18 protein-coding genes and 1 other RNA gene are annotated in these 15,568 nt (G+C 50.8%); 10 read left to right on the top strand and 9 right to left on the bottom strand.

Annotated elements, in window-relative coordinates; all coding sequences use genetic code 11:
• Positions 1 to 17: 17 nt before the first annotated feature.
• Positions 18 to 1,190, top strand: coding sequence for a hypothetical protein (locus NT140_11470; protein ID MCX5832483.1), 1,173 nt, complete (start codon positions 18 to 20; stop codon positions 1,188 to 1,190).
• A 2-nt stretch (positions 1,191 to 1,192) separates the two neighbouring features.
• On the opposite strand, the gene ssrA is transcribed toward NT140_11470, so the two are convergent.
• Positions 1,193 to 1,547: a transfer-messenger RNA gene (gene ssrA / locus NT140_11465) on the bottom strand.
• Between the two features lie 170 nt (positions 1,548 to 1,717).
• On the opposite strand from ssrA, the gene NT140_11460 reads away from it, so the two are divergent.
• From NT140_11460 to NT140_11420, 9 genes are all read left to right on the top strand, one after another.
• A complete protein-coding gene (locus NT140_11460; protein ID MCX5832482.1) occupies positions 1,718 to 2,194 on the top strand; it encodes a GNAT family N-acetyltransferase in 477 nt (158 codons plus the stop codon).
• Positions 2,195 to 2,367: 173 nt separating this feature from the next.
• Entirely contained in the window at positions 2,368 to 2,574 is a 207-nt protein-coding gene (locus tag NT140_11455; protein MCX5832481.1) for a UXX-star (seleno)protein family 1, read from the top strand.
• Positions 2,575 to 2,649: 75 nt separating this feature from the next.
• A complete protein-coding gene (locus NT140_11450) occupies positions 2,650 to 3,114 on the top strand; it encodes a ferritin family protein (GenBank protein MCX5832480.1) in 465 nt (154 codons plus the stop codon).
• Positions 3,115 to 3,417: 303 nt separating this feature from the next.
• Positions 3,418 to 3,681 (top strand): hypothetical protein, encoded by a 264-nt coding sequence (locus NT140_11445; GenBank protein MCX5832479.1) that lies wholly within the window; start codon positions 3,418 to 3,420, stop codon positions 3,679 to 3,681.
• Positions 3,678 to 4,550, top strand: coding sequence for a xanthine dehydrogenase family protein subunit M (locus NT140_11440; protein MCX5832478.1), 873 nt, complete (start codon positions 3,678 to 3,680; stop codon positions 4,548 to 4,550). Before NT140_11445 ends, NT140_11440 begins: the two co-directional genes overlap by 4 nt.
• Positions 4,551 to 4,566: 16 nt before the next feature.
• On the top strand, positions 4,567 to 5,052 hold the full coding sequence (locus tag NT140_11435; protein MCX5832477.1) for a (2Fe-2S)-binding protein: 486 nt from the start codon (positions 4,567 to 4,569) through the stop codon (positions 5,050 to 5,052).
• Positions 5,052 to 7,337: a xanthine dehydrogenase family protein molybdopterin-binding subunit gene (locus NT140_11430; protein MCX5832476.1), complete on the top strand. Its 2,286-nt coding sequence runs from the start codon at positions 5,052 to 5,054 to the stop codon at positions 7,335 to 7,337. The genes NT140_11435 and NT140_11430 overlap by 1 nt, the downstream gene beginning before the upstream one ends.
• On the top strand, positions 7,334 to 7,546 hold the full coding sequence (locus tag NT140_11425) for a hypothetical protein (protein ID MCX5832475.1): 213 nt from the start codon (positions 7,334 to 7,336) through the stop codon (positions 7,544 to 7,546). The genes NT140_11430 and NT140_11425 overlap by 4 nt, the downstream gene beginning before the upstream one ends.
• Before the next feature lie 35 nt (positions 7,547 to 7,581).
• Complete coding sequence (locus NT140_11420) at positions 7,582 to 8,028, top strand: carbon monoxide dehydrogenase subunit G (protein ID MCX5832474.1); 447 nt, start codon at positions 7,582 to 7,584, stop codon at positions 8,026 to 8,028.
• 123 nt (positions 8,029 to 8,151) lie between these two features.
• On the opposite strand, the gene NT140_11415 is transcribed toward NT140_11420, so the two are convergent.
• The 8 genes from NT140_11415 to NT140_11380 all read right to left on the bottom strand — a co-directional run bounded on the left by NT140_11415 (position 8,152) and on the right by NT140_11380 (position 15,454).
• On the bottom strand, positions 8,152 to 8,685 hold the full coding sequence (locus NT140_11415) for an NYN domain-containing protein (protein ID MCX5832473.1): 534 nt from the start codon (positions 8,683 to 8,685) through the stop codon (positions 8,152 to 8,154).
• A gap of 226 nt (positions 8,686 to 8,911) precedes the next feature.
• Positions 8,912 to 9,613 (bottom strand): DUF799 family lipoprotein, encoded by a 702-nt coding sequence (locus NT140_11410; GenBank protein ID MCX5832472.1) that lies wholly within the window; start codon positions 9,611 to 9,613, stop codon positions 8,912 to 8,914.
• On the bottom strand, positions 9,610 to 9,972 hold the full coding sequence (locus NT140_11405) for a DUF4810 domain-containing protein (protein ID MCX5832471.1): 363 nt from the start codon (positions 9,970 to 9,972) through the stop codon (positions 9,610 to 9,612). The genes NT140_11410 and NT140_11405 overlap by 4 nt, the downstream gene beginning before the upstream one ends.
• A complete protein-coding gene (locus tag NT140_11400) occupies positions 9,969 to 10,259 on the bottom strand; it encodes a hypothetical protein (GenBank protein MCX5832470.1) in 291 nt (96 codons plus the stop codon). The genes NT140_11405 and NT140_11400 overlap by 4 nt, the downstream gene beginning before the upstream one ends.
• 16 nt (positions 10,260 to 10,275) lie before the next feature.
• Positions 10,276 to 11,190: a curli production assembly protein CsgG gene (locus NT140_11395; GenBank protein MCX5832469.1), complete on the bottom strand. Its 915-nt coding sequence runs from the start codon at positions 11,188 to 11,190 to the stop codon at positions 10,276 to 10,278.
• Between the two features lie 279 nt (positions 11,191 to 11,469).
• Positions 11,470 to 11,760 (bottom strand): hypothetical protein, encoded by a 291-nt coding sequence (locus NT140_11390; GenBank protein ID MCX5832468.1) that lies wholly within the window; start codon positions 11,758 to 11,760, stop codon positions 11,470 to 11,472.
• A complete protein-coding gene (gene rimO / locus NT140_11385) occupies positions 11,747 to 13,081 on the bottom strand; it encodes a 30S ribosomal protein S12 methylthiotransferase RimO (protein ID MCX5832467.1) in 1,335 nt (444 codons plus the stop codon). The genes NT140_11390 and rimO overlap by 14 nt, the downstream gene beginning before the upstream one ends.
• A gap of 153 nt (positions 13,082 to 13,234) precedes the next feature.
• Entirely contained in the window at positions 13,235 to 15,454 is a 2,220-nt protein-coding gene (locus tag NT140_11380; GenBank protein ID MCX5832466.1) for a DNA translocase FtsK 4TM domain-containing protein, read from the bottom strand.
• Positions 15,455 to 15,568 lie beyond the last annotated feature (114 nt).

Below are 15,568 nucleotides of genomic sequence, written 5' to 3'. Positions count from 1 at the left end.
AAGGGGGAGAACTGTGTATGCTTGGCGGAATTTACACTAATCAAAAATGCCCTATCTGCGGAAAACCTCTCAAAGACAATGGAAAAAGCGGAGTGCAGTGCCCTGAACACCCCCAACAGAAAGCAACAAGGCTCTTTGTTAAAATTAAGGGCGTATGGCGTAGATTCAAGAACTATGACGAAGCTCACAGGTTTTTAACAGGGTTAAGATATAAAATAGATGAAGGCAGCTTTGATGCGAGGGACTATAAAGAGGACAATCCTCTAGGGTTTGTTACCCTTGCTACGCAGTGGCTTGGAATCAAAAAGCAAAATGTCCGCCCTAAGACCTATAACAACTTAAATAATTACATCTCACGGGCCATTGACCGTTTCGGTCAAAAGAATATCAAGGAAATTGGCTATGCTGACCTGGAAGATTTTTTCTTGTCACAAAAGGTTTCTGACAAGACGAAATCTAACATGAAATCATGCCTCACAGACTTTTGGTCGTGGTTGCGAAAAAGAAAAGTTATAACCATTCAGCAAATACCGGAGTTCCCGGAAATATCTTTTGAGTTGGGCTATAGGAAAGTTATTTCAAAAGAGGAACAAGAAGCAATCCTTCAAGAGGTGCATAGAATTAGCTACCATATCAATCCTAAGATATACTTGGGCATTAAATTCTTATGCATGTACATATCAATCCGCCCTGGCGAAATGATAAGCCTTAAGGAAGGCGATATCGACAAGGGGAATGGTTATTTATTGTTCCCGCACCCTAAAGAGAAAAAACCGAAGCTTGTGCCCATATTGGAAGAGGACGTTGAAATATTAAAGACCTTCCCAGCGGCAATCCCATCTTTACACTTTTTCCGTCATAATAAAGGCGTTAGCGGTGTGTGTGAAGGTGAGCCATTCGGGGAAAAATACTTTTATAAATGGTGGTGCAGAGCATGCGAAAATATAGGGATTACCGGTGTTGACCTCTATGGCGGCACAAGACATAGTTCGGCAAGGGCGTTAAGGCAATATTGCACTCCCGAGGAAATAAAACGGGCAACAATGCATTCCACGAATAAAGCATTTGAAAGATATTTCAGGATAGAGGCGGAAGATTTGAGAATGGTTTACAGGAAAACAACTGCACCAAAACTGCACCAGGAAAAGGAGCAGGCTGATGCAGCTAACATATTGATATTTAATAACTAAATTGGTGGAGGCGGCGGGAGTCGAACCCGCGTCCGAAAATATTCCACTGCAGTTTCTACGTACATAGACTCTGATTTGATTTCGCCCCCGAAAACTCCCAGAGTCAGGATTGATTAGGCGCTATCCCGTTTTGATTCGCCCCGCCCTCTCCGGGAAAAGAGGGAAGTGGCTATACTGCCTTTATGACGCCCTCATCTGAACCGACAGGCGGGTCCAGGAGACCGTTAGCCGACTAAGCGGCTAAAGCGTAATCGTAGTTGTCTGCGATTATATTGTCCTACCTGTTTAACGAGGCCTGTAGGAACCTCGGTACGCTGCTACAGCTTCAACTATCCCCGTCGAAACCGTGACGCCCCCATATTAAAAGAATTTCTACGCGTCGAGTGGGTTATAGGATAAATATTTACTGAAGTCAAGGATTAAGGTCTCAAAATTCGATTGACACACAAATACATACTTCATATACTCACACCGTGAAAAAGCAATCCCTTAACAATAACAATACAATCCTGATGCTACCGCGCAATGTGAGCATCAGACACAATCTGAAGCCGGGCGATATCGGCTATTTGACTTACCTGCATGGAGTCTTATATGCTAAAGAGTTTGGCTGGGATTACACCCTGGAGCCATATGTGGCAATTCCTCTGTCCAGCTTTGCCCAATCACATACCGAGCGCGAGCAGATATGGATCGTTGAAAAAGAGGCCATGCTGGCCGGGGCAATTGCCATCGTAGAGGCATCCCGCGAGGCAGCACAGTTACGCTGGCTGCTGCTGCATCCGAGCCTGCGCGGGCAGGGCGTGGGGAAGATCCTCGTTGCGAAAGCAATCGCCTTCTGTAAGCTTCATGGCTACTCGTCCGTTTTCCTCTGGACAGTCAGTTCACTGCCGGCGGCCGCTCATATATACCAGTCAGCCGGGTTTCAATTAACGCAGGAGAAACCGCCCGCTGCTATATGGGGCGCCCTGGTGATTGAACAGCGCTATGAATTAAGGCTCTGAGCATTCGGAGGACATGACATCTATATCAAAATAATCAAGTGTTATGTCCCTTTATTTTCACCTTAAGAAATTTTTTCTGTGGCATAAACAAGAAAAGATTGGTATGTGAAATCGGGGCGACTGGTGAGCAGATACTGTCAATATAAGCGGCTATTGATTGTGGAGGTGAGGTGATGGCGGAAGAAATTCTTATATACGGCAAATCAGGTTGCCCTTTCACCGATCAGGCGCTGTCGGCCTACGGGAAGAAGGCAAGGTATATTGACGTAGAATCGGACGGAGCAAAACTGAAGGAGATGCTCAAGCTGTCCGGCGATATTCGGAAAGTGCCGGTTATTGTGGAAGGCGCCAAAATTACGATCGGTTACGGCGGCGCCTGAGGGGTGTGAACGGATTCGATCGTTGATCGGATATAGAATGATTAGAATAAAATAATTCAGGGAGGAAATTGGAAAATGGGAAATACACTAGCTGATGTGATTAAAATGGCGATTGTAAAAGAAAAAGAGGCATATGATTTCTACATGGACCTCTACAAAATCGTGGAAGACAAAGACGCGAAAGACAACCTGAAGTTCATGGCTCAGGAAGAAGCCAAGCACAAGGAATTCCTTATAAACTGCCAGAAGGGTCTTGTCTGTGCAAATGTTCTGAAAATGGATGCAGCCATTGATTACAAGATTATTGAAAACATCGAGAAGCCCGATATCAAAAAGAATATGAAAAGCTCGGAAGTTTACCTGGTTGCCGCAAACAGAGAGCTAAACGCGTACAATTTTTATAATAGCCTGGCAGGCAGCTATCCCGCCGGTGAAGTGAAGGACCTCTTGACAAAAATGGCAAATGAAGAATTAAAACATAAGGAAAAGTTTGAGTACCTGTACACGAACACGGCCTTCCCGCAGACGGAGGGCGGTTGATCGAATTATTGCATCTTTATTATGGCATGTTCCGGGGGACGCTGTCCCCAGTTTTAGTATCCTTTATTACTTATTATTACGCTAAGCTACTAAATATTACCGTTAATTGCCGATAGTGTCAACATCAACGCAATTGAAGGATAAATTTTTCTTTACAAGGAGATTCCTTTCTGTTACATACCCGCTGCCGAAAGCGGGTCCTTTGCGCTCCAGGCGAGTAATAGAAAGAGAAAGAAATCTTTTATCGCTCACTGTCCCGACGCTCTGTATTGTGTATTGATAGATAGATATAAGGAATCGCCCATGCCCAAGCTTCAACCAGTCTGTCCCTTTTCAAAAAAAGCCTGCAAGGAGTGCGGTATCTTCCGCGGCAGACACGTCAGTCTCTGCCATTACCCCCAATATCAGGAACACCGGTGGAACAGGGATGACTTGATCGCAGGCAGGCAGACGGTTAAGAAACCAATAACCACCAATGGCAGCATGTGGTCCGAGTTTCCCGAGCTTCCCGAGAAACCTACCTGGCTGGCAAACATTGAAGACTGTACGGAAAGGAGAGATGGATGATACACGACTTTACCTACCTGAGACCCGGAAATGTGAAAGAGGCTCTCGCGATGCTGGCCGAGTACCATGACAGCGCCAAGATCATCTGCGGAGGGCAGTCATTGTTGATCATCATGCGGCAGGGCCTCGTCATAACGGAGCATCTCATTGACATCAAGGGGCTCGAAGAACTGAACTACCTCAGCTATGATCCCCGGGCCGGTCTGAAGATCGGCGCCACAACCACCCACCGCACCATCGAAAAATCGCTCCTCATCAAGGAAAAATACCCCGTTCTGGTCGCCATGGAAGAGAAGCTTGCTTCCATCCAGGTGCGCAACTGGGGGACAATGGGCGGCAATCTGGCGCACGCCGATGCGGCTGGTGATCCGGCGCCTGTGCTTATCGCCCTCAATGCGACGGTAAAGGTCGGATCAAGCGCCGGTGAACGGTTCGTACCCCTGGAGGACTTTTATCCGGGACTCTTTGAGACGGTCCTGACGCCGGACGAAATGATATTAGAGGTGCTCGTTCCACCGCCGCCCGCAAAAAGTGCAACTGCCTATCATAAATTCAACCTGCTGGAGAGCGATCAGGGCATCGTTGCCGTGGCTGTCTCGCTGAGCGTCAACAACGCCGGCATCTGCCAGGACGCGCGGATTGTGCTCGGCAACGCTGCACCTGTCCCGATCAGGGCCAGGAATACGGAAAAATTATTGATCGGGAAGAAACTGAACGAGAAGATCTTTACTAAAGCCGGCGAGACTGCCGGTGAGGAGGCGGATCCGGTTGCCGACATCCACGCCTCGGAAGACTACCGGCGCCACCTGATTTCGGTATTGACCAGGCGGATGACCAAGGAGGCCTGGAAGCAGGCCTGTCAAGCGTAGAAAGGGGTATCATACCATGGAAAAACAACTGCTTCGCTTTTATGTAAACGATCAGGAATATGAACTTTTCATCAATCCCAAGACCCTCTTGGTCGAGGCGCTTCGGGATCATCTGGGCTTCGCGGGAACGAAGCGGGGTTGCGACACGGCATCATGCGGTGTCTGCACGGTCATGGTCAACGGCATGGCGGTAAAGGGCTGTTCAGTGCTCGCGGTGCAGGTGAGCGGGATGCATATCACCACCGTCGAGGGTCTGGAAAAGGACGGGAAGCTCGATCCGGTCCAGGCTGCCTTTCTGGACGAGGGAGCATACCAGTGCGGTTTCTGCACCTCGGGGATGCTCATGTCGGCAAGGGCGTTTCTGAACGAGACCCCGGCGCCGAAAGATGGCATGGAGATCCGCCGCGGCATCGAGGGCAACCTCTGCCGCTGCACGGGATACAACAGCATTGTCCGGGCAATTGATTCCGTGGCCCAAGGCAAGTACAGGGAGGGCGTGTAATGACAACAAATAAATATTCCGTCTTGAATACACGAGTTCATAATGTTGACGGCTATGCCAAGGTGACGGGCCGGGCAACCTATACCTTTGATGTGAAACTGCCCGGCATGCTTTATGGAAAGATCCTGAGAAGCCCGCACCCCCACGCCATGATCATCTCTATTGATCCGACCGAAGCGTTGAAACTTCCCGGGGTAAAGGCAGTGGTGACCGGCAAGGATACCCTGGGGGTTAAGCAGGGGATCTGGAGGCGCTATCCCGAGCTGTGCGACGAGCAGATCCTGACTATCGAGAAGGTTCGTTACATCGGGGAGCCGGTGGCGGCAGTGGCGGCCATCTCTGAAGAAATCGCCGAACAGGCGCTCGACTTGATAGATGTGCAGTACGAGGTGCTGCCCTTCGTGGATGATCCCATGGAAGCAATCAAGAAGGAAGCCCCCATGATCCACGACGGGGTGGAGCGGAATGTGAATATCACGCGCCACATCGAGTGGGGTGATGTGGAAGAGGCATTCGAGGAAGCGGACTATGTCCGGGAAGACTGGTTCAAGTTGGGCGGCCAGGCGCACATGTGCATGGAGACGCGCGCCACCGTGGCCAGTTACACCCCCGATAAGAAGCTGACCGTCTATACCTCCACCCAGTCGCCGTATTACCACCAGGCACTGCTGGCCGGCGTGCTGGGACTGCGGGAAAGCGATATCCGGGTCATCGCTCACTATGTGGGCGGCGGTTTCGGCGGCAAGTTTGAACTGGACGCCTCGCAGTTCTGTGCCTGCGTTCTTTCCATGAAATTGTCCAAACCGGTGAAGATTGTCTTTACCCGTGAAGAAGATTTTATCGCCACCAAACGGCGGACCCCCATGTACTACTATGTGCGTACCGGCGTAAAGAAGGATGGCACCTTCTGTGCGCGGGAAGCCCGGGTGTTTACCAACGGCGGGGCTTACACGGGGATGGGGGCAACGGCCCTCTACCTGACCGGCTTCTTTCACTCCTTCCCGTACAAGTGGAAGGCCTACCGCTACGACGGCTACCGGGTTTACACCAACAGCCTGCCCTCCACGTCCATGCGCGGTTTTGGCGCTCCGCAGGCCATGTTTTGTTCCGAGCAGCAGATAGACTGGATCGCCGCTGACCTGGGGTTGGATATTATCGAAATCAGACGGAAGAATGCCCATACATCGGGATATGAAGTCCCGGGTCAGGCCACCATCGCCAGTTGCGGCCTCACCCAGTGCCTCGACAAGATCGAACAGTGGATCAAGGACAGGGGCAAGCTCCCGAAGAACCGGGCGATCGGCATCTCCGCAGCAGGCTTTATGTCGGGCGGCATTTTCAACTGGTTCGACTCGCCCTATTCCTTCTCCTCGGCCGTCGTGACCATAAACTACGATGGCGTTGTAGAGCTCCATGTGGGCGCCCAGGATATCGGTCAGGGTTCCAATACCACCATGGCCATTATCTGTGCCGAGGCGCTGGGAGTCAAGGTGGAGAACATCAAGGTGCATTCCGGCGACACGGACCACTGTCCGGCAGACCTCGGAGCCTGGGGATCACGACAGACGCTGATGGCGGGCAATGCCACCAAGATGGCCGCGGAAGACGCCAAGAAGCAGCTCCTCGAATTCGCGAGCGCAAAATTTGGCTACAATATCATTTACGACCTCGATATCAAGGACGGCTGGGTGTATAACGTCGCCCGTCCCGAGAGAGGCATGCACTACACTGATCTGGTAAAGGAAGCGCTCCGGGGCAAAGACGGCCAGCGGATTATCGGCCGGGGCCACTACACCCCTCACCGCAAGGGCATGATCTCTCCCGCTTACAGCTATATGGTGCAGGCGGTGGAGGCGGAAATTGATGTGGAAACGGGAAAACTGGCAATCATTAATTGCACCACGGCCCATGATTGTGGCCAGCCGATCAACACGCTCGGCCTGATCGGTCAACTCGAGGGTGCTGCCTCCATGGCCGCCGGTTACGGCTACCTGGAGAATATGCCCGTTGAGGATGGCAAGGTCATGAACCCGAATCTGGTTGATTACAAGATCATTCGCGCGCCGGAAATGCCCGCGTGCGAGATCATCGAGATTGACACCTATGAACCGGAGGGTCCCTACGGGGCGAAGGAGGCCGGGGAAGGTTTGACCAATCCGACTGCGGCCGCCCTTGGCAATGCGATCTTCCACGCCACGGGCCTGCAGATGAAACAGGCCCCCATTATGCCCGAAATGATCGTTAATGCCTTTAAGGAAAAGACAAAAGAGGGAGGAAAACCATGAGCTTAACATGTCCCGTTTGCGGAAAACTAAAAAAAGACCCTGTTGACTGTGCCAGGCACATGTTTGGCACGGGCGACAAACCACACAAGGCGTGGTTCTCAGCCCAGGGATTGTCTTACATAGACCTGCTCCTTTCGCAGGCCACCGAGCCCGGCAACAAGGCATACATTGAGGTGGGTGAGCTGATCGTCAAGGCGAAGCAGAAATAGTCTTCAGTACCTTTTTTCATGATGAGGAGAATACAATGATTATCGAGGGAAAGTTTACGGTCAAGGCGCCGATTCAGGGACTGTGGGACATGCTGCTCGATCCCGCCACGCTCGGCTCGTGCCTCCCCGGCGCTGAAAAGATCGAAAAGATTGATGAAAAGACATACGATGCCGTGGTCAAGCAGAAGGTAGGCCCCATCAAGGTCACGCTCAAATTCAGGAATGTCCTCACGGAAGTGCAGCCGCCGCACCGCCTCGTCCTGGAAGGCGAGGGAGAAGATATAACCAAGCTCGGCCACATGAAACAGAAGACCACCGTTGAACTCAAGGAAACCGGCGACGGCAATGTGGAGGTGTCATACAAGTCCGATGTGGCAATCGTCGGCAAGCTGGCCATGTTCGGCGACCGCGTCATGAAGAGCAAGGCCAAGGACGTGGAAAAGGAGTTTACGCAGAACCTGCTGGCGAAGCTGAAGGGATAGGCGTAAGGGACCGGTGTGACGACCTTTAACGAGGTCGTCATCCTTGGTCCAGGTGCTTTTTTCAGACAAGGGTTTTAATAATTCCTGCCTGATTTGCGCCGACCCGGGCTAACGAACCCTTCACTACAGTTTTTTCAGCGCCTCTGTTTTGCGCTTGTCCTCTTTAGAGAGCTTATTCGGATTCCCTTTTTTACCGCCCCGTTGCAGATCATCACCTTCGTCTTCATCTTCATACTCGTCTTCATAGCCATCATACAAATTTTCTTCTTTACCTTTTCCACCGGCGGCTAACGCCGAAGCAAGCTTACCGGCAAATTCATCCGACTTGAGGGCGACGAGATATTTCTTCCGGGCAAATTCATAAATTTCCCGGTCGGAACTGACGACGATCCAGGGTTTTGTTGCGGAAGACAACATATTTTTAATAACGCTGTCGGCCCTTTCACCGAGACTAGAATAGATAACTGTTACATCGCCCCGCCTCATTTTTGTCTCGGCCGCTTGTCCATTCTTCCAGCCGTCAAAGACAACGGTAATGCTGTGCCTCTTCAGACCGGCATACCGGTCAAGCTGCAAAATAAGGTCCTGGCGCGCCTTCTCAAAATCCCGGTGCGCAATGCCGATCAAATTGTAGCCGTCAACGAGGATATTGGCCATGGGGTTTATCTAAAACCATCCGCACTTGGCATACCTGACGCGCTGGTGGCGTAGCTCGGATAACGCACCAATTGCTCTCACACTGTTCGGGGTATGCGAGTACATGGCGTCCAGTCAATTCCAGCGCAGGAAATTCCTTAATTCCCTCGAAAAAAAAGAGGCCCCTTTCATTTCATGAGCGGAAAGAAGGGGGCTTTTATGTATGCTTACAATACAAGCATGTTTGCTACTTTTTCTGCTCTTTTGGTTTAACTTTATCTTCCAAAACGTTTAATCCTTGATCCTTACCGTGCAGCTTATGGTATTTGCCGAAGGGCATTGATGACGTCACCATATAATTTACCCTCTTTGCAATAGGAACATAATCTGTTACAGCTGTCTTGACGGCTGTTTCAACCAATTTTACAATTAAGCTCGCAATGGGAGATCCAACATTTCGATCTTCCGCTGTAGTATCCAATGTTAAGCTGCCATTATACCTCCAAATCAGGTCCCCCGTGGTAGTTGATTTCAGCTCACATTCGATGCCAACAGTCACATTACCTCCTATAACAAAGTAGAACGTGTCCCATTTTAGAATCTTGACATACAGAACTGCATCGGCTCCGAAATACTCCTTAAATTTTTTTTGGGGAACATTCATTAGTGTTTCCGTATCTGCGAGACCCTCTTTTTTCAATATCTCTGTGACTACTTCTAGAGGAAAAACATAATAGCCTGCAAAGGCGAGAGGTTCCGCAACCGTTGTGGAGTAAAAATCCTTCGCATCCGCCGCCGTTGACTCATTGATTGCGGGTAAAACGAGAATTGAAAGGGGGGCTTCCCTGTAATGACCAGGGTAAGCATCACCTTTAGTGATCAGTTTAGGCCCACAGCCCGCTAAGAGTAATATACACAGAACGAGAGGAGAAAGTTTAAAGGTCTTCATAATGAGCCTCCTGTCGCTTTCATAAGTCTGTCAACGAAAATTGTTGACTCAGGGTATTTTTCCTTTTCCAAGGCGAAATAAACTTTAGCTTCGTCAAGTTTTCCTTCCTGAGCAAGGATGAATCCGTACTCAGAATAAATGCCAGGTGGCACTAAAAAAACACCTGCCTTAGATATTTCCACGATTTTAGCAAGAGCGTTTTTGTAGTTCTGATAGCTTTCAGGTGTATGATCCTTCTTATTCTTATATAGTGCCTGGGAATAATTACCCCAATAATACTTGGGGGTATTCGCTACCACAGGTGCACACCCGTTTAAGAAGAAAAGAACGATAAGTGAGCAAGATAAAAATACTTTCATTGAATTAGTAGCTCCATAGTCACCTGATTATCAAGGAACAAGAGCCTTTTTACAATGAGTACATCCCCTCGAAAAGCTTTTACCGTATGTTTTCCAGGTTTCACCTGATATATAGCCTTCTCCACTGCTAACGGAAAAGGCTGTTCGTCATCAATTTGAACTGTGACTCCCTTTACATTGCCAGTAAACATAATATAGCTTCTGTCCGCTTGCTGGATGATGCCTTCCTGATGTGCTGCACAACTTGTCATGGAAAGCACTATGAAAAATAAAGCTACGAACCTCATTCCTATTTCCTTAAGTTTATTTCCTGCCCATTTCCTGAACATAGAGCTGATCTAATCTTTCATTGGGAAGATTGCCTGATACTCGGGAACACATCGATACTTCATCGGCCGAGGTGTTGCCCATCATGTTCTCCACTTTGATTTTTCCAATCAACCGCCCAGGTAATTCTATCATTATTCCGGTTTGGGGATTTTTGACTTTATTACCTCTCTGAAAAACCTCAAAAATATCGCCCTTGGCAATTCCTTGTGATTTTCCGCCAGCTGTAAAGTAGAAACTTCCATCATATGAAAGAATGTATGATCGCCACGGTTTATCCAGAAGATTTTCGATGATATTGTTGACAAGCTTTGATATGGCAGCGGAAATTACCTTGTCATTTAGGGTATAGTCATACCCTGCTCGTCCACCGAGCCCCATGACAGACCCTACTTCAGAGAATGCTTCGCCAGAACCTTCCTCGGAATAAACGATTTCCCCCGTATGTACATCAATCAACCTCACGTTTACTTTGCAATATGCGGTCTGTTTTTTGGAGCGGCTGAAAACACCTACTTCGCCAACTTCCCTTCTGCCCAATTCAGATATTGAACCTATGATAAGGTAATCAGCCGATAGATGAAGCTCTGAGAGTTCATCCCGAGCTATCTTCAGTTTCATTTCACTAAATGTCTTTTCAATATCGGAGCGTTCGAGGAGTAAAAATTTGTTTGTTGCTGCTAACTTTGCTGAGAGAATATCCGTAGCCTGTTTGCCAACATTTTCATCTTTTCCATCAGAGAAAAAACTTCGCCCATATTTAGTTTCGTTAGTAAATCGCGCTATAGCAACTTTTCTCTTTAGATACTTTGAAGAAGCTTCATCCGTTAACACTCTACTGACTTGCACCTGTTGCGTACCAACAACCTTAACCTTCGCCTTATCAGGCATTGCGCATGATTGTACAAAACAAATAATAATTATGATGAGTGGAAAAGAGAAGATTCGCATTTACACATCCCCATAAACGTTCGAAACAGTGGAAGCATTCTAACCACCAGCCACAAACTACCCGGAACGAAATGTCTGCATTACGCGAAAGATTGCACGCGATTATAATTTATTCCTGTTCGATGTCAAACATTATTTTCATGGCATCGCCGTCTTAAAACCCACGTCGCCGGCGTAAATCTTCCTCGGATTCCGCCACTGTTCCCGCATTGATTGTGCTTACGCGGGAACCGTAAACAGGGTCAAGGCGTCTTCGATATGGGGAATATATTTATAGACGGTATTCCGCGATATCTTCAGCCCCTCGGACTTGAAATCATTATAGAGTTTGTTCAGGCTCACGAGCGTCGAGATATTGGTAAAGCAGAATTTCACCAGACGCTTGAGCAGAAAGGTGTTGGAAACGCCGAACCGCTCGATGATGTCCCGGTACACGATAAGATCAATACACTCCTGCAGGGTCTTGGTAAATACGGCCTGATCGTAATTGATCAGCTCAACTTTCCGCATAAAGATCATAGGTGTCGGCGCCGGTGATTGTGCAGGCGACAAAGTCCCCGGCTGTAAGCCCCTTACCCTTGACATAGGTAATCCCGTCAATTTCCGGCGCCTGCCGTCGGCAACGGCCGATAAAAGGATAATCAGGGATGTCACTGCCGCCTTCGATCAGCACCTCCTGCCGGGAGCCGATCAGGGTTTGGTTGATGGAGCTGGAAACGGTGGCTTGTTCTTCCATCAACTGGCTGCGGCGGTTTTCCCTGGTCCTTTCCGAGATATGACCCGGAATGATGGCCGCCGCCGTTTCTTCTTCCCGTGAATACTTGAAGACGCCCAGGTGATCGAACCGGGTGGCGACAATAAAATTCAGGAGTCTTTTGAAGCGGGACGGCGTTTCTCCCGGGAAACCCACGATCAGCGAAGTCCGCAAGGCCACACCGGGAATCGCCTCTCTGGCGAGCGCGATACCGGCCGTGATCTGGGCGCTGCCGCCCTGACGGTGCATGGCATTCAGGATGTCGTCATCAATATGCTGGATCGGAATGTCCAGGTAGGGGCAGATTTTTTCTGCCGCGGCCATAACCGTAAGCGTTTTTTTGTCCAATTTGCCCGGATAGGTGTAGAGTAGCCTGATCCACCGCAGTTGGTCAATGGCGGCGAGACTCTGCAATAGTTCGCTCAGGTGGGGATGTCCTTTCAGATCGCGGCCATAGGCGGTGGTATCCTGGGCGGTGATGATTATTTCCCGGACTCCCTGCGCTGCCAGAATCTCCGCCTCCCGCACTAGATCGTCTATGGGCCGGCTGCGCGCTTTCCCCCGGATGGCCGGGATGATGCAGTAGGAGCAGTAGTTGGAGCAGCCTTCGGCGATCTTGAGGTAGGCGCTATAAGCGGGGGTGGAGAGCAGGCGGGCATGACCTGAATTCATGAGAAAAGTGGGATTGGCGATGATGGTCAGGGGGGCGGCGTTTTGCCTGTCCCGGAGCCTGTCCAAATGTCCGGCGATATGAGGCGCCTCGTTGGTGTCGAGAAAGGCATCCACCTCCGGCAACTCGGCCGCGAGGCTCCTTCCGTACCGCTGCGGGAGGCAACCCGTTACCACGAGGTGGCGGCACCGGCCGGATTTCTTCCAGTTGGCTGCGCGCAGGATCTCGTCAATTGACTCTTCTTTGGCCGGCAGGATGAAGGCGCAGGTGTTGACCAGAATGATTGCTGCTGCCCGGGGATCAGGTGCAATCCGGTAACCGCCCTTGGTCAGCGCGGCGGCCATGACCTCCGAATCTACGAGGTTTTTAGGACAGCCGAGACTGATGATGTGAACGGCGTCTTTCATCTGAAAATTCACCTCAAATCCCCCTCGATCCCCCTTTTCTGAAGGGGGAGTTTATTATTCCCCTCTTTGTCAAAGAGGAAACCCTCTACTCCCCCTCTTTGTCAAAGAGGGGTTAGGGGAGATTTTATACGACGGCGTGCCGTCATGTGGGTTTCACTTGGGGATTCTCCTGGCCAGCACTTTTCGCGTTTTGACGCCGTCCGACGGGCCGACGACGCCCTCCACTTCCATGCGCTCAATAATGCGCGCCGCCCGGTTATAACCAATTTTCATATAGCGCTGGACGAGCGATACCGAGGCGTGCCCCAGCTCGGTGACTAATTCCACGGCCTCGTCATATTTTTCATCAAAGTCGCCCTCTTTCCTGCCTTCCTCCGCCGTCTCCGCCTCGAACTGGGCAATAGATTCATCATAGGCCGGCTGGGCCTGTTTTTTGATAAAGTCCACGATGCGCCCTATCTCCTTGTCCGAGACATAGGCGCCGTGGATGCGCGTCAGTTTGGAGGTGCCAGGAGGGAGGAAAAGCATATCGCCCGCGCCCAGGAGTTTTTCCGCCCCGTGCTGATCAAGGATGGTGCGGGAATCCACCTTCGACGATACCTGAAAAGAGATGCGCGTGGGGAAATTGGCCTTGATGACGCCCGTAATGACGTCCACCGAGGGGCGCTGGGTGGCGAGGATCAGGTGGATGCCCGCCGCTCTCGCCATCTGGGCCAGACGCGCCAGGGATTCTTCCACGTTGCGCTGGGCGACGAGCATCAGATCGGCTAGTTCATCAATGAGGATCACAATATAGGGCAGCTTTTGAGGCAAGGCGATATCTTCATTGTCCGTCAAAGGACCATGTTCGGCTCCACCTTTGCGCAGGCGCGCCAACATGCTTTTTTTATCCTCTTTCGGAACCTTCTTTTCCAGCAGCCGGTTGTAGGACTCGATGTTTTTTACACCCGTGAGACTGATGATCTGATAACGGCGTTCCATCTCCTCCACCGCCCATTTCAGCACCTGGGCCGCCATTTTTGGATCCAGCACCACGGGGTGGAGGAGGTGCGGTATGCCTTCATAGGACGAAAATTCCAGCCGCTTGGGGTCAATCATAAGGAATTTTACCTCGTCCGGCGGCGCCTTGAAGAGGATGCTGCAAATCAGGGCATTCAGGGCCACGCTTTTTCCCGAACCTGTAGTGCCCGCAATCAGGAGGTGGGGCATCCGGATCAGGTCGGTGACCATAGGCATTCCGGCAATGTCCACCCCCAGGGCGATAGGCAGGCGCAGGGAGGAACTCAGGAAGGTATCGTTATCGAGCACGTCCTTGAGCTGCACGGAATCGCGTTCCTGCTGAGGAACCTCAATGCCCACCGCCGCCTTCCCCGGGATGGGGGCGATGATCCGGACGCTGGGTGCCTTCAGTGCCAAAGCCAGGTCGTCGGAGAGGTTCGTGATCCGGTTGATCTTGACGCCCGGCGCCGGCTCCAGCTCGTACATGGTGATCACGGGCCCCGGTTTGATTTCCACCACTTTTCCCTCGACGCCGAAGTCGGCGAGCTTGCTTTCCAGGAGTCGGGCATTAGCGAGCAAGGTCTCCCGCTTGACCTTCGTATCTTTGTGTTCCACCTGATCGAGCAGCGTCAGCGGCGGCAACTGGAAGTCGCCGCCTGTCTCCAGGAAGTCAAAGTGTGATTGCTCGGCGTCCTTGACTTTTTTCCGGGTTTCCCAGGAAAAATCCTCAATTACCGGTGCGGATTTTTTATGCGGCTGCTCTATTCCTTCAGTGTTTACGTCATCTTCACCCTGGTTGGCGCCATACCCTTTTAAGCCGCGCCCTGCGGAAAAGAGCCAGGCTGCCAGTCTCTTGGTAAAGGCAAGGAGAGAGAAATCAATCATGATCATCAGCGTTATGGTGATCGCAAGGATAAAAAGCAGACCGGCGCCTATAGGGTTGAAATAGCGGGAGAGCAAATGCGTCAGCAGGTCGCCGAGCAGCCCGCCGGTTTGCAACGGGGTATTGAATATGCTGATGTCGCTTTGCAGGTGGGCGAGCAGTCCTGCTACGGATGCCATGAAGGCAAAGAAACTAATGATCCGGGTCGGGTAATTGGGGAAAGGGTCCGGCCGAAAATATGTCAGGGCGAGCAGAAAAAAAAACAGGGGCAGCAAAAAAGCGGTCAGGCCCAGCAGCCGGAAAAGCGCGTCGGCGGTGTATGATCCGCAGACGCCGATCAGATTGTGGGGCGCACGTGCCTCGGTCAGAAAGCGGTTAAAGGAAGAATCACCGGGGTGGTAAGAGATTAACGACAACAGCAGCAAAACGGCCAACGCCAGGAAAAGCAAGGCATAGATTTCTCGCGCCCGTTTGAAGTTATTTCCATCCATCCTTATTCCTGCCGCGTTTCCCCCGGCGCCGCAGCAACCGAGTTAGTTCTCTGCTTTTCTTATCATTTCATCCCCCTTGTCAAGCATTTTTTTCCGGCTCAGATGAACCTTATT

It is taken from the genome of Deltaproteobacteria bacterium, from assembly GCA_026388415.1.
Taxonomy (GTDB): domain Bacteria; phylum Desulfobacterota; class Syntrophia; order Syntrophales; family JACQWR01; genus JAPLJV01.
The sequence above is the reverse complement of the archived record's forward strand: the minus strand, read 5'-3'. Positions and strand labels throughout refer to the sequence as shown.